20 protein-coding genes are annotated in these 21,022 nt (G+C 41.9%); 1 reads left to right on the top strand and 19 read right to left on the bottom strand.

Annotated elements, in window-relative coordinates:
• Window positions 1–18: 18 nt before the first annotated feature.
• The 10 genes from NE665_RS09805 to NE665_RS09760 all read right to left on the bottom strand — a co-directional run bounded on the left by NE665_RS09805 (window position 19) and on the right by NE665_RS09760 (window position 8,884).
• A complete protein-coding gene (locus NE665_RS09805; protein ID WP_117443605.1) occupies window positions 19–3,180 on the bottom strand; it encodes an adenine deaminase C-terminal domain-containing protein in 3,162 nt (1,053 codons plus the stop codon).
• 2 nt (window positions 3,181–3,182) lie between these two features.
• The gene (locus NE665_RS09800) at window positions 3,183–4,478 is read right to left on the bottom strand and encodes a PTS transporter subunit EIIC (protein ID WP_117443606.1); all 1,296 of its coding nucleotides are present in this window, start codon (window positions 4,476–4,478) and stop codon (window positions 3,183–3,185) included.
• A 3-nt stretch (window positions 4,479–4,481) separates the two neighbouring features.
• Window positions 4,482–4,784, bottom strand: coding sequence for a PTS sugar transporter subunit IIB (locus tag NE665_RS09795; RefSeq protein ID WP_117443607.1), 303 nt, complete (start codon window positions 4,782–4,784; stop codon window positions 4,482–4,484).
• Window positions 4,785–4,790: 6 nt separating this feature from the next.
• On the bottom strand, window positions 4,791–5,102 hold the full coding sequence (locus tag NE665_RS09790; protein ID WP_002606633.1) for a PTS lactose/cellobiose transporter subunit IIA: 312 nt from the start codon (window positions 5,100–5,102) through the stop codon (window positions 4,791–4,793).
• Window positions 5,103–5,348: 246 nt separating this feature from the next.
• Entirely contained in the window at window positions 5,349–5,996 is a 648-nt protein-coding gene (locus tag NE665_RS09785) for an HAD family phosphatase (protein ID WP_117443608.1), read from the bottom strand.
• Window positions 5,997–6,050: 54 nt separating this feature from the next.
• Complete coding sequence (locus NE665_RS09780; RefSeq protein ID WP_117443609.1) at window positions 6,051–6,365, bottom strand: septum formation initiator family protein; 315 nt, start codon at window positions 6,363–6,365, stop codon at window positions 6,051–6,053.
• A 575-nt stretch (window positions 6,366–6,940) separates the two neighbouring features.
• Window positions 6,941–7,282, bottom strand: coding sequence for a septum formation initiator family protein (locus NE665_RS09775; RefSeq protein ID WP_256302536.1), 342 nt, complete (start codon window positions 7,280–7,282; stop codon window positions 6,941–6,943).
• A gap of 393 nt (window positions 7,283–7,675) precedes the next feature.
• Complete coding sequence (gene yabP, locus NE665_RS09770; protein ID WP_008816082.1) at window positions 7,676–7,978, bottom strand: sporulation protein YabP; 303 nt, start codon at window positions 7,976–7,978, stop codon at window positions 7,676–7,678.
• Between the two features lie 91 nt (window positions 7,979–8,069).
• Window positions 8,070–8,363, bottom strand: coding sequence for an RNA-binding S4 domain-containing protein (locus NE665_RS09765; protein ID WP_256302535.1), 294 nt, complete (start codon window positions 8,361–8,363; stop codon window positions 8,070–8,072).
• A gap of 26 nt (window positions 8,364–8,389) precedes the next feature.
• Complete coding sequence (locus tag NE665_RS09760; RefSeq protein ID WP_117443612.1) at window positions 8,390–8,884, bottom strand: AbrB/MazE/SpoVT family DNA-binding domain-containing protein; 495 nt, start codon at window positions 8,882–8,884, stop codon at window positions 8,390–8,392.
• Window positions 8,885–9,138: 254 nt separating this feature from the next.
• Here NE665_RS09760 and NE665_RS09755 point away from each other — a divergent pair, with 254 nt between their 5' ends.
• Window positions 9,139–9,381, top strand: a complete 243-nt coding sequence (locus NE665_RS09755) for a helix-turn-helix transcriptional regulator (protein ID WP_002606647.1) — start codon at window positions 9,139–9,141, stop codon at window positions 9,379–9,381.
• A gap of 78 nt (window positions 9,382–9,459) precedes the next feature.
• Here the strand turns inward: NE665_RS09755 and metK are convergent, their stop codons facing one another.
• The 9 genes from metK to NE665_RS09710 form a co-directional block, all read right to left on the bottom strand.
• Complete coding sequence (gene metK / locus NE665_RS09750; protein WP_117443613.1) at window positions 9,460–10,635, bottom strand: methionine adenosyltransferase; 1,176 nt, start codon at window positions 10,633–10,635, stop codon at window positions 9,460–9,462.
• 199 nt (window positions 10,636–10,834) lie between these two features.
• Window positions 10,835–11,629 (bottom strand): hypothetical protein, encoded by a 795-nt coding sequence (locus tag NE665_RS09745; protein WP_117443614.1) that lies wholly within the window; start codon window positions 11,627–11,629, stop codon window positions 10,835–10,837.
• Window positions 11,630–11,643: 14 nt separating this feature from the next.
• Window positions 11,644–15,099, bottom strand: coding sequence for a transcription-repair coupling factor (gene mfd / locus NE665_RS09740; protein WP_117443615.1), 3,456 nt, complete (start codon window positions 15,097–15,099; stop codon window positions 11,644–11,646).
• A gap of 10 nt (window positions 15,100–15,109) precedes the next feature.
• The gene (gene pth / locus NE665_RS09735) at window positions 15,110–15,670 is read right to left on the bottom strand and encodes an aminoacyl-tRNA hydrolase (protein ID WP_008816078.1); all 561 of its coding nucleotides are present in this window, start codon (window positions 15,668–15,670) and stop codon (window positions 15,110–15,112) included.
• A 196-nt stretch (window positions 15,671–15,866) separates the two neighbouring features.
• Entirely contained in the window at window positions 15,867–16,022 is a 156-nt protein-coding gene (locus NE665_RS09730; RefSeq protein WP_178760147.1) for a hypothetical protein, read from the bottom strand.
• 226 nt (window positions 16,023–16,248) lie between these two features.
• Window positions 16,249–17,745 carry an RNA-binding domain-containing protein gene (locus tag NE665_RS09725; RefSeq protein ID WP_117443616.1) on the bottom strand — a complete coding sequence of 499 codons (1,497 nt, stop codon included), beginning with the start codon at window positions 17,743–17,745 and terminating at the stop codon, window positions 16,249–16,251.
• 200 nt (window positions 17,746–17,945) lie between these two features.
• The gene (locus NE665_RS09720) at window positions 17,946–18,752 is read right to left on the bottom strand and encodes an HAD-IIA family hydrolase (protein ID WP_117443617.1); all 807 of its coding nucleotides are present in this window, start codon (window positions 18,750–18,752) and stop codon (window positions 17,946–17,948) included.
• Between the two features lie 16 nt (window positions 18,753–18,768).
• Window positions 18,769–20,130 (bottom strand): sn-glycerol-1-phosphate dehydrogenase, encoded by a 1,362-nt coding sequence (locus tag NE665_RS09715; RefSeq protein WP_117443618.1) that lies wholly within the window; start codon window positions 20,128–20,130, stop codon window positions 18,769–18,771.
• A gap of 9 nt (window positions 20,131–20,139) precedes the next feature.
• Window positions 20,140–20,994, bottom strand: coding sequence for a class II fructose-bisphosphate aldolase (locus NE665_RS09710; protein ID WP_117443619.1), 855 nt, complete (start codon window positions 20,992–20,994; stop codon window positions 20,140–20,142).
• Window positions 20,995–21,022 lie beyond the last annotated feature (28 nt).

The raw sequence follows: 21,022 nt of genomic DNA, 5'->3' as shown, positions 1-21,022 counted from the left end.
TATCTCTCCCTTTCCTTGTTATTGTTTCCAGGTAAATGCGTAATCGTGATTCATCAGATACGGTGTATAATAGGCAACCATATTGGATAATGGCAGGATATCCTCATGCAAGTGAATACCGAGAACATCCTGTATATATGTTCTTCTTTCCTGCATGCGCTCCCAGCTGTTTGGATACTGCTTTTTGATTTCCTCTTTCAATGCAGCATCCGCAAGAACGACGCCGTTTTCACAACAGCAGCCCGGATATCCTTCTACAGATGGAATGATATCAATTTGCAGAAGCATACCGCTTTTCAGCTTCAGCTCGGAGCCTTCGTAAATCGGGCTGCTTAGCCATTCCTCATCTGCAGTAAGGTGTCCGGGGTTCAACTTCCAGCGGAAAATATCCTTCGGCAGAATATCATCAACCAAAGCATATACCGCTTTCCCCTCCATACCGATATGGAGATGCTCAAGCCATGTGCAAACAGCTGCATAATACGGTTTTGCAATTTTCTCTTCATAATCTCTTACTGCGGAAGCAAGGTCTTCTCTTTCATAAGCGGCAAAGGCTGCTCTGCTGGCAAGACCGCCCTTATACCCCACCGTTAGTGATATTCTCTCCCCAGTCTGTATCGGCTTGTTCATAGGATATAGATTGGCTTTTTCAAAGCGCGTCCCGCTGGAACAAATGGTCACAACATTGTGTAACTGACCTTCGGATTCCAGCAGCCCTCCGATTTCGATTTCTGTTTTTCCCGGCTTCAGGGCAAGCATCGCTCGCTGAAGACCTCTTGCTGCAAGCATCTGCCCATATTCATAATGTGCAATTTCATTTGCATTATTGACCGTTCTTGCACCATTATCCGGTGAAATGAATAAATCCGTTGCATTGCTTATCTTCACGTCACAGGCTTTCAATGCTTCAAGAATGTAATAGGGTATATCAAACAGCTCCTTCTGTAAACGATAGAAGCCTTTCCATCCAACCACACCGACATGCATACCACTCTTAACGCCTGCCTTAGCCAATACACCTTTTAGATCCTCTTCCTCCTGAAGCGGCTGGTCAGGCAATGAGAAATAAGACATATGCAGACCCTTTGCAGGTATTCTTGCATGCTTGGATAATGAAAGGACCTCATTTCCCAATAGAAGATATGCCTCTTCATTTTTATGAAGAATCAGTAAGGCTTCTTCAAAACGCGGTATAAAGCCGGTAAGATATTCAAAATTACCACCATGCTCCACATCTGCATATACGGCAATACAGTCCAGTTTTTTCTCCTGCATACGGTGAAGAATCTTTTCCCGTCTTTCCTGCATGGTTTCATCACTAAGCAATACCGGTTCTCCTGTCTCCTCCTTCGGAAACGGAATTTTATCTAAAACTACATTTTCATAACGCTTATCCATGGTGATTCCCTCCTTTTTCACGACTGGTATTATTTTTTTCTCTTCTGTCATAACAAGTCCGTGGTCAGAAAGCTTCACGTACGGACATACAAGCAAGTTCAATATTGTGATTCTGGAAACCGGATTTTCCAAATAGCTATTTCCCAGCTTATGAAAGGCCTCCGCCATTTGATCTACTTTTTGTGATACTGTTTCCATACACTCAGTGCTCATCAGTCCGGCAACAGGAAGTGCCAGGGATGCAAGAATATTTCCCTGTGAAACTGCACAGAAGCCTCCATGCATATTCATAACCTTCTGTACAACCAGATACCCGTTTTCCGGTGTGTCATAAACCACACAAACATTATGACTGTCATGAGATATACTGCTGGCAACAGCTCCATGATCAATACCGAAGTTCTCTACGATACAAACCGCCTTTTGCGCGCGGCCATAGCGGTTGAATACTGCAGCATACATTTGCTTTTTATCCTTTTGAAGCACAACTCTTCCATCCTGTATCGGACATATACGTGTTTTCAGATGGGATGTAGCTATATATTCAGATGCAAAGCTTAGGATATTCAGTTGTGCATACGGACCCTTTGCTTTGATAAGGAAATCCTCCTGCTTCAGGGTTTGTATTTGGATAGTATTTCTGCTGTTCAGCTCGCGGGTATAAGAGGATAAAACGATTGGCGATGTCAGCTGTTCCTTCTTGCTGACAAGCTTCCCTTCAAAGAATACTGCATGCACCTGCAGATCCTCCACATTATTCAACAGCACCAGATCGGCTGCATATCCCGGAGCAATCGCACCGAGATGCTTACATCCGCTTTCCTGTGCCACACGGTAGCTCGCTGATAACAGGGCTTCCTCCACAGGCATTCCAAGAGATACGGCTTTTCTTACCACTTGATCCAGATGTCCGTATTTACCGGTGACATTACAGCGTCGATCATCTGTACAGAAACATATCCGGCTGTAATCGTTAAAGTCTCTGCAGACATCCAGAATTTCTTTCATGCGCCCCTGTGTGTTTGCTTCTCTGATATCGATCCACATACCCTTTCTGTATTTATCAAGAGCCTCCTGTTTCGTTTTCACCTCATGATCGGACTGCGGACCTGCACATACATACGCACTGAGACGGTTCCCCTCCATAAGAGGTGCATGTCCCTGCAGATAGCCTGCATGCTTTTTAGCAGCACGCAGCAAATCATGTATACGCTGTTCTCCCTGCAAAACTCCCTCATAATCCATAACCTCACCCAGTCCGGCTACACGCGGATGCTGAAAGAGTGCTGTATAATCCTTTGCGAACAGCTCAGCATTGGAAGATTCAAAGCCAGGAAGGCTTGGTACACAGGATGGAAGTGTCAGCAGCAGACGCATGGGGAGATCCTGTGAAGCAGCAAGCATATACTGAATTCCTTCCACGCCCATAACATTTGCTATTTCATGAGCATCCTCCAGTACCGTCGTTGTCCCGTGCGGCAAAACCATAGCAGCATAATGTTCCGGTACCAGAAGTGAGCTTTCAATATGTGTATGTGCATCTATGAAGCCCGGACACAGGATTCCGTTTAGCTGTAATCGCTGGTTTGCCGGCAGTATCGGTTTCTTAATGTTATATTCCACATGGGATATGAACGAGTCACAGATATAAACAGTAGCTTCCAGGAATTCTTTTGTAAATACGTTGAAGATGCGGCATCCCTCAATAGCCAGATCATTCTTTCCATTTCCCAACGCTGCTGCGATAAGCCGTTTTGTATCCTTTGGTTGAAACGAAAGCATGCTTACTCCTGCATTTCGTCCTGCTGTTCAATCAGCAGCTGCTGCTTTTCATACATTTTCATAAATGGGAAATATAACAGCATATCTATGACAATCAGAACAGCCACAAGAATGACAGCCTTGAAATCCCCGGTAGAGAAATAGGCGCCGAAGATGCTTGGCATATTGAAAGAAAGCATCGCATAGGTCTTTCCAATCAATCCTGTATTCAGACAGAGGAATGCCAGAACCGCATTAACAACAGATACCAGTGAACATGGTATGAAGAAGATAGGATTCAACATAATCGGAAGACCAAATGTAATTGGCTCAGATATTCCAAAGAATGCCGGTATGATTCCTACCTTACCAACGACTTTTAAGAGCTTCGATTTGGAGAAACACAGGATAATTGCAAGCGAGAGACAAGAGCCAACTCCTCCTATGCATATGAAATACACCCAGAAGGCTTCGGTCAATATTGCTGTAGGCGCTATTCCTGCCGCAAGCTGTGCAGCATTTTCTGATATATTCATCATCATAATCGGCCCCATCAGTCCCCAGAAGGTTGCATTATGGATACCAAAGAACCATGCGGCATTGATAATGAAGGTCATGAGGAGAATGAACCACAGGCTGTCTGTCGCTTTGATTTGCGGTGCTATCACAGAGCTTAACCACATGGCAAAGGTGGTATCCATGTTATGGAAGATGATAAACATTACCAGGTACAATGACATGATCAGGATTGCGATAGATAAGGATGCAAAGGTTTCGGATAGAGATGCAGGAACACTGTCCGGCAGCTTGATGCGCCCAAAGTTTTTTGATTTAAGAAATCTGTAAATTTCAACCGTCACAATAGAAACAAAGATACCGACCAGAAGTCCTTTTCCATCCAGAAAATTCAAATCGGTAAGAGATAGCCCATACTGCAATTTTTCTATTCTCACTGCCAGCATGAACACTCCGAATACAGTGATGAAGTTTGGAATCAATTCTTCAATTTTATAATTCTTACACAGATAATGTGTAATTCCAAGTGCGACATACAGTGTGATAAAACCAAGACTTAAAACTGAAATCCATGAAAACACATAGCTGTAATCTGCCACAAAGCCAGCCCATGCGAGCAGAAAACCGTTCGTTGTCTGTTTTGTGACAGGTGCTGCGGAAATAACAGCAGACAAGCCGCCGAACACCATGATTGGCAGGATTGTCATAAACGTATTACGCAGTGCCAGCAAATGTATTTGTGTGCTTAGCTTTCCAGAAAATTCAAGTACTTTCGCCTCTATTCTGTCCTTCATACTTTCCATTTTTTATTTTCTCTCTTTCATAATTTTTTTTACATCATCAATTACACCCTTTGCATTCATCAATCCGTAATGTGACGGATTCATGCTTACAACCGGAACCGATGCATCCACAAACGTTTTGATGCGCGGGATTTCATGACGTATTTGCGGTCCAACCAGAATCAGATCACACCCCTCCAGGTAGTTCATGAAATCGCCATCACCGTATGCTTCCACATAACAGTAACCATCGGATTTCTCATTCATTTTTTTTGCCATCATCGCTGTGGACATGCCATTGTTACAAACCAGAATAATCTTTAACATGAAGTATCATCCTTTCGTTTCACTCATACAGTGAAATAACTCTCTTGTCATCTGATAAATGATTTCACTCGCCATCATCTGATCCTCCGCATGAACCATTAACAGACTGATCTGATCAAATTCCCCATTTGCCGATTGCTTCAGAATCCTGCTGTGTGCCCGCTTAGCAGTATAAAGATTTTCCTCGGCATCCTTGTACTGCTTTCTGCCAGCTTCTTTATCACCATCACGATAGCTTTGCAATGCCTCAAAGCACAGCGATCTTGCCTCCCCGCTATAGGAAATGATCTGCATCAGGGAAATTTCCAATTCTTCCATTGCTATGCCTCCTTTCATGTTCAGTATAGCACTGCCGGAATTTCTTTGTTTTCTTTTACTTCAGCTGCAAGCGGAAATAAGATAAAACTATGTATAATTATGCAGAGAAGGCTGCGGCTGCCTTCTGCCTAATGATCAATACGCAGAAAGAAACAAAAAAGCAGCCCGCCCCTGTTTATCGGCTGCCGCTGTTTCTTCCCTGTCCGTATTCTTTTTTTTGTTGCGTTTCTCTTTACATCTTTATATTTATACGATTTCTATCAAATCGTCAAGCCTTTTCAGTATATAATTGCACATTGCTTCGACTTCCTTTGTAGGCAGTACTTTATCCGGAATCATAACCACCGTGGTACCTGCGGCATACGCTGCCCGAACACCGTTTAAGCTGTCCTCCACTACAAGGCAATCCTGCGGAGAAACTCCCAGCTGCTGTGCAGTCTTTATATACACATCAGGAGCCGGTTTCCCATGTGTAATCATTTCATCACTGATGATAGCTTCAAAATAATGCTTAATACCTGCATGATTCAAATTAAACTCCACATCCTCCGCTGAGGCACTGGTCGCCATTGCAATCGTATACCCTTTTGCCTTTACGGTATCCAAAAGTCCCTTTACATCTCCCATGAGGGGGACACCACATTGCAGCTTCTCTTCTTTTTTGAACTGCGTATGAAGCCTGCAGGCTTCCTCCTGCGGCCATCCTTTCGGCATATAGGAATCAAATACAACCTGCTGATCCTTTCTCGTTCTTCCAATCAGCGATAAAATGAATTCATCACTTGTCGGTAGCTGCAGGGTTTCCCCTACCCTTTTCCACGCCTTCATAGAAATCGTTTCCGTGTCAAAGAGTGTACCATCCATATCAAAAATAATCGCTTTCCATTTTTTCATAGCTTTTCCTCCCGATCAAACATATCAAAAAGCCCTATAGCTGTCTATAGGGACTTAATCATCATCGTCATTATTTTTTGCCGGCAGCTTAAACACCTGTTCTCCAGGCTTGCTGACCATGTACTTACCTCTGGCAAATCGCTTCACATATTCAGGATTCTCCAGATTCTGCTTTTCCTTGGAAAGATCATCCTTTTGATTTTCAAGGGAATTGATCATCTCTTCAGAAGAAGAAATTTCATCCTTCAGCTTCATCGTCATCATCAAATCGGAGCTTGCGGCATAAATCAGGAAGCATGCAATGAAAATGGCAGCAAGACTTAAAAACGTTTTAAGCTTATTTCTTTTTTTCTTTTTATCCTTAGCCATGCACATCCTCCTCATTCGCTGTAATCATATTATAAGCAGAGAACAGTATTTTGACAAGGCTTTTTTCATGCTTTATAATTTTGTATCCGATAGATTTTCACAATGCATCATAAAGGCTGCTTTTGGAGATATACTATCTTAGACAGCGTGCCTATAGTCCCTATTGGCATCATACATGATAGACGCGGATAGGAGCTTTAAAGAAGTATTTGCATATGCATACTTACAACGACAGGACTACAGCACATGATAACATCAGGATATTATCAGTATCAGGCATTCACTGTAAGCAGCTTCTGCTCACCAGCTTTCACGGTACCTGTTAAACACGTTCGACTTTGCTTTCTGAAACAGCTCTTTTTTACGAATACACACATAAAAATTTGATTTTACAAATCTCCTGCAGCAATGCTTCATAGATGATTAAGCTGCATTACTCGCTCCCCCTGCCTTCATACAGTATGAGGTTGTTTGAAATTTCAGATAACTGAATCACAATTCCATATACCAGCTTGTTTCAACATAACAGCTAAACATAATAAAACTCTGCAGACCCTTGATCAGAGTACGCAGAGCTATTTATCATCAGAATCCTCACTGCTGCCACCGGGAAGCTTAAATACCTGTTCCCCTTTTTTACTAACCAGAAATTTATCCCTTGCATAGCGTTTTACATACTCCGGATCCTTTAGCTTTTCCTTCTGTGCGGACAGCTCTTTTTTCTGTGTTGACAGCTTATTGATTTCACTGTTGTTTGCCGAGATTTCCTGCTTCAGATTCAGCATGACAATAACATCCTTGCTTGCTGCATAAATCAGAAAACATGAAACCCCTATTGCGAGAAGACTAATCAGGATTTTCATCGGATGCTTTTTTCTTTTTCTTTTTTTTACGGTTGCTTTTTTTTCGTTTTGCATTCGCTTTCCTCCTCTTCCTGATTTTGCCTGGTAATCTAATTATAGCAATAATTTTCGATTTGGCAACGAGAAGTTTCACTTTAAACGGATGCAGCAATCGGCGTATCGCTGCAAAGAGCTGCAGAAATACGCTGAGATACCATGTAAAATAAATAAAAGCACCAAGAATAAAAAAACAGATGAGATAGATATTCGTAATACCGCCATTGATCTTGTACAGTCCAAAAAACATAAGGGATGTAAACAGAATGTGATACAGGATCTCTACGATTCCTTTTAAAATCGGAAAACGGAGATACTTTACAAAGCTGATTAAAAAACTGAAGCCGAAAGCATATACCCATCCCGTCAGAAAATGATAGAGTATTGCCTGAATCTGTGTAGGCAGCAGCATTATTTAAAGATTTTTGAAATCACTGATTCCTTTCCGTTTCCCTTTTTATTGGATACATAGGATAAAGCTTCAATGACACCGCGTATTACAACATCTCCGCGCTCTGTATCCAGCTTGCCCAAGGTTAGATCCTTTCCCTGAATCACCATCCATCCCTGTGCTGTTTCCAGCAGAAACTCACTGGAATCAAAGCTGTCAATCTGTTTCACTCCGGTCAGCTCCATCACCTTGCGGTCCTTAATAATTACGTTATGATATGGGTTCGTTTCAAAACGAAGCGGATTGCTAATGTTATCTTCCATACAAGACTCCTCCTTATTTCTAGTTCATTACAATCTATGTATGGAGCAGAGAAAATAGAACAGCTGTATAAAAACAAAAAATATTCCGGCTTCACTCTTCTGCCAGAATATCTTTTACTTCTTCCTTTTTGATCAGCTTTTCTTCCACAACCTCGAACATCAGGGAAGCATCATTTTTATTTGCCTGCTTCTGTATCATCGTTACAGTAACAGTCAGCTCACGGTATCCGAATATAACCTTGATGGTATCTCCCACTTTAACATCTGTAGAAGGCTTTGCGATTTTTCCGTTTACATACACACGCTCCTGATCCGCCAGCTCCTTTGATACCGTACGGCGTTTCAGAATTCGTGCTGTTTTCAGATATTTATCAAGACGCATCATACTCACCTCTACGATAAGTTTACCATTTATTGCTGCTGTTGGCGAGATAAAAGTTGTACAAATGCCTCTACTGCATAAAGCTCAGACTTCTCCAGCTCCTTCTTATCAAATACGATGATGAAGGAACCATACCAGTCACCGTAAGCAGTAACCGGATAGATCAGCCCCTTATAACGCTGTGCACTGTCCTCATAGATACGTTCATTTTCAAAATCCTTTAACCGATGTGTCTGTGCTATCATAAGAAAATGGTCATGTATCTTATGCTCTGTTTTCACCATACATTCATCCTTCACAAAAAAGACAGTATTCTGATATATGGCACGCAGGGTATCACACATGATCATGATTTCTTCCATATGCTTGGACATGACATCGAATTTCTGAATTACAATTCTATCATTATCAATAAAGAATTCTATGGAATCTCCTTCTTTCATGCGATACTGCTTTCTGATTTCTTTTGGTATGACCAGTCTTCCAAGGTCGTCAAGACGTCTTACAATTCCTGTTGCTTTCATTTATAGACACTCCTTTTCTTCAAGTAGTATGGACATTTGATAAACGCTTTATACCTCATGTCGAAAAGGAAAGGGATTTCATTTTATATCAAATTACCGATCATATTCATACACAAAGTGCATATAAATTATCGGAATTGAAGGTATTTTTTTACAAAACTAATTGTTATAACAAATATAACTATATTAAATTAACCTTTTATGCATAAAAACATTTAGAATGTAAGTGTCAATAGAAATAGGAGTGATCTGACATGACAATGGGACAAGTATGTTGTGAGCGGATTCATGATCTGTGCGACGAGAGAAAAATTTCTCTGAACAAACTCAGTATCATGTGCGGAATGACGCAGTCAACGCTGAGCAACATCACATCAGGCAGAAGCAAGAATCCAACCGTTTCCACGATTAAGAAAATCTGTGACGGTCTGGATATCACGCTTGTTGAATTCTTCGATACAGACGTTTTCAAAAATCTGGATCAGGAAATTAAATAAGCTGTTTGTCAGCCTGAAAAAAACTGTTATGGGAACTATTCATGCAATCCCATAACAGTTTTTTCTATTTACCTGTTTTTATTTTACATATGCCTTCAGGCGTTCTGCCGGTTCTGTGCTTTCCCACTTCACCTGCAGATCATCACGGCCAAAGTGACCATAGGCTGCCAGATTTCTGTAAATCGGCTTGCGAAGCTCCAGTGTCTTGATAATCGCAGTAGGACGCAGGTCAAATTCCTTCCTCACAATTTCTGCAATTTCTTCATCCGGAAGAACACCGGTTCCAAAGGTATCCGCAAGTACGCTGACCGGCTGTGCTACGCCGATTGCATAGGCAAGCTGTATTTCACATTTGCGGGCAAGACCTGCCGCAACAATATTCTTAGCAACATAGCGTGCCGCATATGCCGCACTGCGATCCACCTTGGTAGGATCCTTTCCGGAGAAAGCTCCGCCGCCATGACGTGCCATACCGCCGTATGTGTCTACGATAATCTTTCTGCCGGTTAAGCCGCTGTCTCCCTGCGGTCCACCGATTACAAAGCGTCCTGTCGGATTTATGTATACTTTTGTTTCCGCATCCATCATATCCGCATCTACTATCACATCAATGACATGCTTTTTTAAATCCTCGCGAATCGTATCCAGAGAAACCGTATCGGAATGCTGTGTGGAAATTACAATCGTATCGACACGCTTTGGTCGGTCATTCTCGTATTCAACGGTTACCTGTGTCTTACCATCCGGGCGAAGATACTCCAGTGTCCCGTTTTTTCTTACCTCGCTGAGGCGGCGTGCCAGACGGTGTGCAAGGGATATCGGCATCGGCATATATTCCGGTGTTTCATCACAGGCATAGCCAAACATCATTCCCTGATCACCTGCACCATTGTTTTCCTCACCGCCCTCCTTTGTTTCCAGAGAGTGGTCAACACCGAGTGCAATATCCTTGGACTGCTCGTCAATGGATGTTAAAACAGAACAGGTGGTTCCGTCAAATCCATATTTCGCTCTGTCATAACCGATTTCCAAAACAACATTACGGGCAATGCTTGGAATATCGACATAACAGCTGGTGGAAATTTCTCCCATGATCATAACCATACCTGTTGTACAGCAGGTTTCACAGGCAACACGTGCATCCGGATCCTGTGCCAGAATGGCGTCAAGAACAGCATCGCTGATCTGATCACAGATTTTATCAGGATGTCCTTCCGTTACAGATTCGGAAGTAAAAAACTGTTTATTTAACATAATCGTTTCCTTTCTTTTTACAAATTACTATCATTCTTATTTTACATCTTTCCCTATAGGTAAACAAGCACAACATAGGGAATGTTACATTTCGTGTATACAATGCAGACACCACAGCACTGTTGGAAGGTGTATCACGAAAGCGCCTGCATGGGTATACCAGCAATTTTCCTTCTATATCTTCTTATCGCTGTTCACCTTACTTCAGCTTTAGAAATTCAGGGGCTTGCTTTGTTGCAGCTATACGCTGTGTTTTATGCAGTGTTGTCTCTGTCGATATCCGGTTATATTCCTGTTCCTGAATATCCTGAGATGTACGATAGCGCTGTTTCATATCTGTTTTCAAAATTGTTGTTTCATCGGCTGTATAAGACAGCTTCAGCTCTTCAAAATGAATATCCTCCTGCTTGTTTTCCGTTTTATTTATATACGCACTGAATTTCTCTTTATCCGTCAGCTCTACTGTATATACCGTGTTTGCATCCTGCTCCTGCTTCTGGTAGCGAAAGCAGTCCTTCGCTTCCTCGATATATTTCTGAAAAAGCAGTGAGGATAGAAATTTTTCCTTATCCTTGGATGTGGCAGGTGTTTCCTGCATTTTCTCGTAGGTATTGTCATGGTTCACAATATATACATGCAGTATGTCATCCTTCAGCTGTAAAACCGTATCTATCCCGCTTGGATCACTGGTATCCGAGTGGATTCGCACCTGATACTGCTTCAGTTCTTTCTTCTGAAATGCAATATCTGTCTGTATGGTATCGGTATCATGATTGCGTTTTTCATCTATCATTTTTTCATCTTTGAAGTATTGCTGCGTACTGCTTATATCTTGTGTATCTTCGATATGTAAGCCGTTTGTAGCTTTCAGCATATCAATTTTCGCAAGGATTTCCAAGCGTATGTTCTCTTCCTTTGCATGCTCCTTCTGCACACTGCAGCCGCAAAGGACAGCGGCAGCACATAGAAAAATTCCTATCCCTCTACAGTTCATATCCTACCTCATTTTCAGGAAGCTGTTTGTTCCTCTCCCATTGGCTCAGTGCGTTCCAGCACCTCAATCACCGTATAGAGCCAGTCCTTGAGCTTTGGCAGCTTCATGGTAATCTTACCATTCGTATAGCGTATCGTTATATTTTTCGATATGGTTGTCATCATTTCAAATAATGCAACACCGTCAATGCTGTTTGACCAGGCACTTGTAAACGTCAGCTCAACAGCCTTGGGCAGTTCACGGAAGGCATTAACGTGCGGTTCATTGATACAGATATCCAGCCGCTTCTTTTCAAATAACAGCTGTACAGCCTTGGGCAGCTTTCCATAATTATCCTTGATTTCATCCATCATGGCAAGCAGCTCCTTCTTGGAATGAATGTCCTCCATGCGTTGATACAGCGTGATTTTTTCATAATCCTCAGTCGCAAAGGTGCTTGGTATATAGGCATCAACCTTGACATTCGCCTTTGTCATTTCCGGCTTTATCTTTGGCTGTATGCCCTTTTTCTCCATGATGGCACTGTTCAGCATTTCAATATACATGTCAATACCAACCGTATCAATAAAGCCTGCCTGCTGCGGTCCCAGCATATCTCCGGCACCACGTATGGTCAGATCGCGCATGGCGATTTTATAGCCGCTGCCCAGCTGGGTGAATTCCTTGATGGATTTTAAGCGCTTCATAGCTATCTCGCTTAGTTGCTTTTGCGGGGAATACATCAGGTACGCATAGGCAAGCCGATCACTTCTGCCGACTCTTCCCTTAATCTGATACAGCTGACTCAATCCGAAGTGGTCTGCATCCTCAATTAAAATCGTGTTGGCATTGGGAATATCAATGCCCGTTTCAATGATTGTCGTACAGACAAGCACCTGATATTTATTATCCGTAAACTGCAGCATGACATCCTCGATATCCTCCCGTGTCATCTGTCCGTGTGCAACACCGATTTCCACCTCCGGCATTGCATCCCGAAGCTTTCTTGCAACATTGTATATTTCCTTTACATTATTATATAGATAGAACACCTGTCCATTTCTGGCAAGCTCCCGCTGTATGATCTCCTTCACCATTTGAAAGTTCTTTTCAATAACATAGGTCTGTACTGGCATACGGTTCATCGGTGGAGTTTCCAGCTGTGACAGGGAACGGATACCAATCAGTGACATCTGCAGGGTACGCGGAATCGGTGTTGCACTCAATGATAACACATCCACGCTGTTTTTCAGCTCTTTGATTTTTTCCTTATGCTCCACACCAAAGCGCTGTTCCTCATCGATGACAAGCAGTCCCAAATCCTTAAATATAATATCCTTGGATAGCAGACGATGTGTTCCAATCAGGATATCCACATTTCCCTCTTTCAGATCCTGGATGATATGCTTTTGATCCGAAGGCTTTATAAAACGATTCACAACTGCAATATTCACAGGGAAATTGCGGAACCTCTTCATAAAGGTTTTGTAATGCTGAAGTGATAAGATTGTCGTCGGACACAGGAAGGCCACCTGCCGTCCATCCGCAACTGCCTTAAATGCCGCACGGGCTGCAACCTCTGTCTTCCCAAAGCCGACATCCCCGCATAACAGTCGATCCATCGGCTTCGCAGATTCCATGTCCTGCTTGATTTCCTGTACTGCTCTTGCCTGATCCGGGGTCAGCTCATATTCAAAATCCTCTTCAAATTGCTTCTGCAAAGGAGTGTCCTTTGCGAATGCATGACCGATATTCTCATCCCGTGACGCATACAGCTTCACCAGACGATCCGCAAGCTCCGCAATCTTAGCACTGACCTTTTTCTTTGTCTTCTCCCATTCTCCGCTGCCCAGCTTATTCAGCTTCGGACTTGCCCCCTCCTTGGACACAAATTTCCGGATAAGCTTAAACTGTTCCAGTGGAACAAGCAGCACATCATCCCCCTTATAGGCGATATGCAAAAAATCCTTATGTACCCCATCGATCTTTTTATTCACAATCCCCAGATATTTCCCAATACCATGCTGGTTATGAACAACATAATCCCCGACATTCAGCTCCTGATAATCATGCAGAACCTCCGCCTCTTTGAATTTATTGCTGTAGCGTGTTGCCTTTTTTACGCTGTGAAACAATTCCTTTGCGGTATAGACACAGATTTGTTCCTTCAGACAGGTAAAGCCCTCGGGAAGACTGGCATTCAGAAACTGAATCCCTGTTTCCAGCGTATCCGATGACGTTACCGTACGCCAGGATACATTTGCCTCCTCCAGCAGCCTTTTCACCTGTTCCTGCTCCTTATGCTCCAGAGCAAGTAAAACCTTTCGCTCCCTTGCCTGATGCACAACCTCCTGCATCGTACGTTCCAGATTGATATCCCCCAGTGACATCGTCATAATCTGCGAGGTGATTGGTTTTTTATAATCGACAAACTGATGAAATTCCATAGGACTGTGCTGTTTAAAGGAGCTGTTTAAATCTGCGAATACATCAAAGCTGTGCAGACTGATTCCCTCCTGAAAGAGCTCCTGAAGATAGGCTACCATTTCCTCATGCATATGCTTAACACTATCCTGCACTTCCTCTACGCTGGACAGAATAATCTGTGCATCCGGTGCATAATCAAAGACCGTGCTTCTGTTTTTCAAAAAAGCATAATATTTATAGAACCGGCTTTCCATCATGTGGTTACTGATCAAATCCAAATCCTCATTCACATGCTCCTGCAGCAGCTTCTGCATAGAGGAATCATGCTGGGACAGCTGTTTTTTCAGTTCTTTGTTCGCCTGCTCCACCAATTCGGCAATCTGTGCATCTGTAAACAGCAGATCACTGGCAGGAATAATCATAGCATCGTGCACAATTTCAATCGTCCGCTGTGTGCCAATATCAAAGAAGCGGATGCTGTCCACGATATTATCAAAGAACTCTATACGCAAGGGGTGATCGTAATTCATGGAATATACATCAATGATACCGCCACGGGCCGCATAGCACAGCGGCTGGTCAACACGGCTGACATGCGTATAGCCTGCTTCAAAGAGAAGCTGCTTCAAAGCCTCATATTCAATTTCCTGATCCTGCTTTAATGTGATGCAGTGCTGCCTGAATATTTCTGGAGATGGAAGAAAGCGGATAGCTGCGGCTGTATTCAAAACCGCAACATAGGCATCCTGCTGCTGCAGCTTTGCCATCACCTCCATCTGTATCGCTTTGTTTTCCGGTGAGGCGGCAATCGCTTCTACGCGAAGGGACTCCTCCAACGAGAAAAGCAGCACTTCATCCCCCAGGAGGGCCTGCAGGCGCTCGTAAAGTTTCTGTGCTGTATAGGCGTTATTTTTGATAATCATAAGCTTCTGCGGTGTTCGACGGTAATCTGCCGCCAACAGAAGTGCTTCCTCCATATACGAAAGATTTCCCAAAACACTTTCTTTTCTCTGTATACTTAAAGCCGCTTCATTTTGCTGCAGTTCCTTTAAAAGGATATCCATATGCATTCCCCTATTTCCGGTTGAAGTGGCTCATGGTATCCATAAAGGAATGAGAACAGCTGTAAATTGCTGCATCCCTGGCCAATTCAACTGCCTGCTTGTAATCTTCCAGTTCATCCTTGCGTATCTTGCCGAGCACCCAGTCAATTACCGGAATTCGTGCATCCTTGCCAATACCGACGCGAATTCTGTCAAATTCCTGTGTACCGATATGGCGGATGATATTCTTCATTCCGTTTTGACCACCGGCACTCCCCTGTGCACGCAACCGTATTTTTCCTACCGGCAAATCAAGATCATCATAAATCACAAGCAAATCCTGTGCTGACAGCTTGTAAAAGTCCATTGCTGCACGCACCGCTTCCCCGGACAAATTCATAAAGGTTTGCGGCTTCATCAGAAGAACAGCCTCCCCGGCGATTCTCGTATTTGCAATCAGTGCCTTAAACTTTTTCTGTGCTATATCAACACGGCACTCCTCTGCAATGGCATCCAGTACGCAGAAGCCGGAGTTATGACGCGTCATTTCATATTCCTTACCGGGATTTCCCAGTCCTACAATCAATTTCATGCAATCACCTCAATTTCGCTTCCTATATTATACCAAAAAAGCAGAGAATTACATCCTAAAAAGCCTGTTTTCGTACAGGCTTGCTATATGCTTGTATTTCTTAGGGGATGAGACAGGAACAAATGCTGGCTTTTTGCATATTTCCATCTGAAGATTCGTTCAACCTGCTTCCATGTATGCTATGTGATGTTCCTCTTTATGGTTTCTTCTTTTCATCCAGGTCCGTTTCAGGTGCAATATCCTTTTTTGAGTCCTTTTGCTTTTGATTTGCTGACTGTTCCTTTGTATCGTCCTTTACAAAAAAATCTTTATGCAATATAAACTCTGTCCGTTTTAGCTTTTTATCTGTCATGGGAATCTCCTCTTCTTAAGTTACAGAACGATTGCCTGTCTGTTTTGAACAAGCGCTAACATTAGCCGTAAACATAATCATTATCAGAACGAATAGATATTTTTTTCCTTTATTTGCTTGGTATCGTGTCATACCGTCATCTTCTTTCTATCATATTCTGTCACAAACAGCGTTACACACTCACAAAACATATGGTCCAGGGTTATACCTGTGCTTATTGAAGGAATCAGCGTTTTGTTATAAGATTATTTGGCGCATTTTTATTTTTATTTAGATAGCATATTTTTGATTCCTCAATAAGTTCGTTAATACATATTCTAAATGTTTTAGAAATACCCCCTGTATAGCCCATTCTCTTGTATATCTCACTAGCCGATAAATCATTTTCTTCTAAAATTTCCAGAATGAGTTTTTTTATTTCTTCCTTGGTTCTTCTAATTTTTCTTATTTTGCTTTTTTCAATATCTACTTTTTCAATAAACATATCGTGTATTGGTAAAATAACTGAGAAAAATGATCTATCACTATCTGTTAATAATTTTGGTAGAGGTGATCCATTTTCTTTGATACTCTTTAATGCAGTTGGAATACCTGTATTTCTACCTTCTACTAAATGAAGTTCCTTTAAAAAATCACCAATCCTACGATTTCTATATCTTCTCGTTCTCATATTATACTTTTTAATATCCTCATCTTGTATTGATCTATCAGGACCAGGGATACTTGTTATTTCTATTAGATTTTTTTCAATACGAATAGTTATAGGCTCATGAATTTGATATGACTTATGGTAAACCGCATTAGATATAAATTCTTCAAGTGCTTCATAGCTATAGTTTTTAATCCTAACTGATTCAGCCTGATTATCAACTTTATATATTTTTTCAGCAATAATATTATTCTTTATAAATTTTAAAACATCTTTTAATTGTTGATTAATAGGTCCATTGAAAATTCTCTCCTCCATACCTTGTCCTGTAGGGTCAGGTATAATAACCACCTCGATTCGGCAATAGGGAAAGAATTTTTCCGGTGTATCATGAAAGAATAATAAACCTACATTCAATGGCTTAAAATACTCCTTCGGCCCATCAGCTATTCTCAAATCGTTTGCCAATTCATTAACTGTTTTGACCTCTAAATTTCCTAACAAATTACTTTTTACCTCTTCCAAATAATTTACAAGTAACGGATATTTCAAATCTGAAATCTCTGCTTTCATATTTATACGGTCATCATATGGTATATTATGTGATAGCGCCATCAATTCTTTGACATCCATATCTGTTGCTTCTATTGTACTTGAAAGTTTTCGTATGTAATATATCCTTTCTGATTTTTTAATAGAAGGTTTCTTGGGACATTGATATGGTCTGTCATAACCACCAGGGCACCAAATTAATAAGACTTTTTTTCCTTCATAATGAACAGGCTCAATCTGAGGGATATAAGATGGCTTTAAATACTTGCAATATTGTAAAATTTCTTTTTGTATTCTATCGATTTTTTCTTCATTTATACCCTCTATGGGTTTTACTAATTTTCCATTTTTCTCTTTTACACCTATTACAATGTAACCACCTCCCCAATTATCAATATCATTTGCGAAAGCACTTATAGTTTTAAGGGTTGAGTCCGGATTCCAACCTTCTTTAAACTCTATTCTTGCCCACTCTATAACATTTTCTTCCAATAGTTTCTCTATTGATATAGGTATTGACATATAGTTTCCTCCTCACGACTTTACTCACGACTTTACTCACGACTTTACTCACGACTTTACTCACGACTTTACTCACGACTTTATTATACTTCTATATCAAAGATAATCAATCAAAGAAATTGAATATTTATAGAAAAAGAGCAAAGCTGAAGAATCCTACTCTATGCTTTCCTCTTTATTTACTATTAGAATTATTTACATCACAACAGCTTTGCCAGCTCACCGATATGCTCGATAACAATATCCGGCTTTACATCACCTGATGCGATATCTTCTGGCTTTGTTTCACCGCTTAAAACAAGAATACTCGTAACCTCGCTGCCATCTGCCACCTTGATATCCGTATACAGGCGATCTCCGATAATGGCAATCTGACTTGGGTCACATCCGGTTTCCTCAACGATGTAATCTAGTGTTTTTCTGCTCGGTTTCCCGAAAAACTCAGGATATTTCCCCGTACTTGCTTCTATCAGCTTCGCCATACTGCCGCAGTCAGGAATAAATGTATCATGCTCCATCGGACAGTTTAAATCCGGATTGATTCCGTAATACAAGGCACCTTCCCGAATAAAGGTACATGCCTTAGACAGCTTATCGTAGGTCAGCGTTGTATCAAAGCCAAGAATTACGATATCCGGATGCTCTTCATCCAGTGTCCAGCCATGTTCTTCAAACTCTTTGCGTAATGCAGGTGTCCCTACCACATACACACGCTTTCCGTCATGATGCTTCTGTAACCAGCGAAGAATAACATGCGTTGATACCATCATCTGTTTTCGTTCAATATGAATTCCCATACCATGCAGCTTATCGATATACGTTTCCAAATCTCTGGAGGAATTATTCGTAAAGAAATAGTATTCTCTTCCACTATTCTTCACCGTATTTAGAAAATCATGTGTGTATGGAAATAGCTCCTTCCCCAGATAGATCGTTCCATCCATATCCAGAATGAAGACACGTATTGTTCCCATCCTCTTCTGAATCAGTTCCTTATCTGTAATCATATAACTCCCCTTATCTCTAATTCTTCCGATAATAATCTACAAATACCGTAATATAGTCTTCTAGCAACCCAAGATCCCACAGCAGCTGCAAAAGTCCGTACCGCACTCGCACTTCCTTTGCCAGTATCACACTGTCCTTCGCCATTGCTTCATCAATGTCAATCTGTTCTGGACAGTAGGGTGCCTCTACAGACTTTAGAATGGCAGACACTTCTTCCGGCTGCGGCAGCTCCTGCTCGATGACTGCTTTGATATCCGGCCACGTTTCCTCGATTAAATCGATTCGCTTCAACGCCTTTTCAATATTATTTTTTCCGGTTTTTTTCTCCAATGCCAGAACACCAGCTGCAGCTCCTTCAAAGCGATCCTTCACCAGCGCTTCCCATGCTGCACTATCAAAGTTCTTTATGCGCTCTCTACATGCCGCAAAGTCAATACCATCCTGTGCAAGCTTCTTCCACATGGCAAGAACTCCCGGTGTTGCCAATCCGACCTTTGTTCCATGGAATACCGGCTTATGATGGGCAAATAGAAACTTCATTTCCCAGTAATGCGATATATGATGCTCACTGCCGGATGCCGGACGTGAATTACCGACAAAGCCCATAGCCATACCGGTTTCTATCAACGCCTCAGTGATTGCCTTCACTGCCGCTTTATCGCGTGTCAGCACACCATCCGCATGCGCTACAACCTCTTGGATCGATTTATAAACCATATCAACTATCGTCTGACAGTAATACTCATCATTGATAATATGTGCAATCTTCCAGTCCACAAGACAGTTATACTTCCCTACAATATCACCAAGACCTGCCTTGATCATATCCAGCGGTGCATTTGCCAGTACCTCCAAATCAGCGAAAATGGCAGTTGGTACATGACAGTCATAGGTTGTCTTTAGATCATCGATAATCAGCGCTGCACCGACAGAAGCGAAGCCATCCATACTCGGTGCGGTTGCCGCAATCCCATAGTCCAGAGAGACCTTATAGGAAATGAATTTACTCAAATCATTCAGAGTACCGGATCCAATACCTAAAATATAATCATATTTCCGCTTCATATTTACAAGAATACGAAATACGGATGCTTCATCAGGTACAACATCAGCACCAAGGATGACGTGATCACTATCGATGCCATTCGCGTTCAAATATATCTCCAGTTCTTCCCCATAAACACGGCGGGTATTTTCATCCTCAATCAGATAGACTGTTTTATATGCATGCTTCTGAAGATACTTCAGGATGTCCTCCTTCGCATGTTCACAAACACGGACATGCTCCAGACGGGTTGTATGCACTTTACCGCAATCACATGCAAATTCATGATTGAGATAATCATTGATTTCAAAAGAAGCTACATTCATTTTCATAAAAGCACCTTAATCCATATTCACAAAACAGCGCATTGCAGACTCGATATCCTTCTGCATAGCATCCTGTCCTGCTTTGGCAGCATCATGAAAATATTTTACAGGATACGCAGCATTCACACCTTCTCCGCCTGCCTTATCCATATACGTAAAGTAATTGATTTTACGCACACCGTTGGCGATGACTTTTTTGTAGTCTTCATGGCTTACACCACTGCCTCCATGCATAACGATCGGAACGCCGGTAGCCTCAGATAGTTCCTTTACCAGTGCAAAATCAAGCTTCGGCTCTGAAAAATATTCACCATGTACCGTACCAAAGGAGCATGCCAAACAGTCAACTCCCGTCTTTTCTACAAAATCCTTCGCCTCTGCAGGGTCTGTATAATTTTTGCGGTCGGTTGCACGGTTTTCTGTGATACCTTCATTGTTCAATGTAATCCCCGCCATTCTACCGATTTCAGCTTCTATGGTAACCCCATATTTGCGAGCCATGGCAACGGCTTCCTTTGTCTGCCTGATATTTTCCTCATAGCTTAGTGCAGAACCGTCAAACATGACAGAGGTAAAGCCCATTTTCAGTGATTGTTCAATATAATCCAGATTTACACCATGATCCAGATGCACAACGACAGGTACCTTAGCACGCTGTGCCATCAGGACCATAACAGGGCCAATGGTATCCAGTTTCATGACATCGTTTTCCTCATGCGTCTGTGCGAATGCAAGTATGACCGGCATATCCAGCTTCTCTGCCGTTTCCAGCACAGCCAGGATATTTTCAAAATTCACGATATTGAAAGCACCGATGGCAATATTCTTTTCATTGGCAAGCTTATATACATCATTTAGATTTGCTAACATAAAATCTCTCCTTTATTTTTCAGCTTTT

Source organism: Clostridium sp. DFI.1.208 (genome assembly GCF_024463855.1).
GTDB lineage: Bacteria > Bacillota_I > Bacilli_A > Erysipelotrichales > Erysipelotrichaceae > Clostridium_AQ.
Note: the sequence above shows the minus strand (reverse complement) of the source record. Positions and strands in the feature narration are given on the sequence as shown.

What these genes read in the sequence shown, in the direction of transcription:
- NE665_RS09805 (WP_117443605.1), bottom strand. Translation starts at nt 3,180, where the DNA reads ATGCTTTCGTTTCAACCAAAGGATACAAAACGGCTTATCGCAGCAGCG.
- NE665_RS09800 (WP_117443606.1), bottom strand. Translation starts at nt 4,478, where the DNA reads ATGGAAAGTATGAAGGACAGAATAGAGGCGAAAGTACTTGAATTTTCT.
- NE665_RS09795 (WP_117443607.1), bottom strand. Translation starts at nt 4,784, where the DNA reads ATGTTAAAGATTATTCTGGTTTGTAACAATGGCATGTCCACAGCGATG.
- NE665_RS09790 (WP_002606633.1), bottom strand. Translation starts at nt 5,102, where the DNA reads ATGGAAGAATTGGAAATTTCCCTGATGCAGATCATTTCCTATAGCGGG.
- NE665_RS09785 (WP_117443608.1), bottom strand. Translation starts at nt 5,996, where the DNA reads ATGAAAAAATGGAAAGCGATTATTTTTGATATGGATGGTACACTCTTT.
- NE665_RS09780 (WP_117443609.1), bottom strand. Translation starts at nt 6,365, where the DNA reads ATGGCTAAGGATAAAAAGAAAAAAAGAAATAAGCTTAAAACGTTTTTA.
- NE665_RS09775 (WP_256302536.1), bottom strand. Translation starts at nt 7,282, where the DNA reads ATGCAAAACGAAAAAAAAGCAACCGTAAAAAAAAGAAAAAGAAAAAAG.
- yabP (WP_008816082.1), bottom strand. Translation starts at nt 7,978, where the DNA reads ATGGAAGATAACATTAGCAATCCGCTTCGTTTTGAAACGAACCCATAT.
- NE665_RS09765 (WP_256302535.1), bottom strand. Translation starts at nt 8,363, where the DNA reads ATGATGCGTCTTGATAAATATCTGAAAACAGCACGAATTCTGAAACGC.
- NE665_RS09760 (WP_117443612.1), bottom strand. Translation starts at nt 8,884, where the DNA reads ATGAAAGCAACAGGAATTGTAAGACGTCTTGACGACCTTGGAAGACTG.
- NE665_RS09755 (WP_002606647.1), top strand. Translation starts at nt 9,139, where the DNA reads ATGACAATGGGACAAGTATGTTGTGAGCGGATTCATGATCTGTGCGAC.
- metK (WP_117443613.1), bottom strand. Translation starts at nt 10,635, where the DNA reads ATGTTAAATAAACAGTTTTTTACTTCCGAATCTGTAACGGAAGGACAT.
- NE665_RS09745 (WP_117443614.1), bottom strand. Translation starts at nt 11,629, where the DNA reads ATGAACTGTAGAGGGATAGGAATTTTTCTATGTGCTGCCGCTGTCCTT.
- mfd (WP_117443615.1), bottom strand. Translation starts at nt 15,099, where the DNA reads ATGGATATCCTTTTAAAGGAACTGCAGCAAAATGAAGCGGCTTTAAGT.
- pth (WP_008816078.1), bottom strand. Translation starts at nt 15,670, where the DNA reads ATGAAATTGATTGTAGGACTGGGAAATCCCGGTAAGGAATATGAAATG.
- NE665_RS09730 (WP_178760147.1), bottom strand. Translation starts at nt 16,022, where the DNA reads ATGACAGATAAAAAGCTAAAACGGACAGAGTTTATATTGCATAAAGAT.
- NE665_RS09725 (WP_117443616.1), bottom strand. Translation starts at nt 17,745, where the DNA reads ATGTCAATACCTATATCAATAGAGAAACTATTGGAAGAAAATGTTATA.
- NE665_RS09720 (WP_117443617.1), bottom strand. Translation starts at nt 18,752, where the DNA reads ATGATTACAGATAAGGAACTGATTCAGAAGAGGATGGGAACAATACGT.
- NE665_RS09715 (WP_117443618.1), bottom strand. Translation starts at nt 20,130, where the DNA reads ATGAAAATGAATGTAGCTTCTTTTGAAATCAATGATTATCTCAATCAT.
- NE665_RS09710 (WP_117443619.1), bottom strand. Translation starts at nt 20,994, where the DNA reads ATGTTAGCAAATCTAAATGATGTATATAAGCTTGCCAATGAAAAGAAT.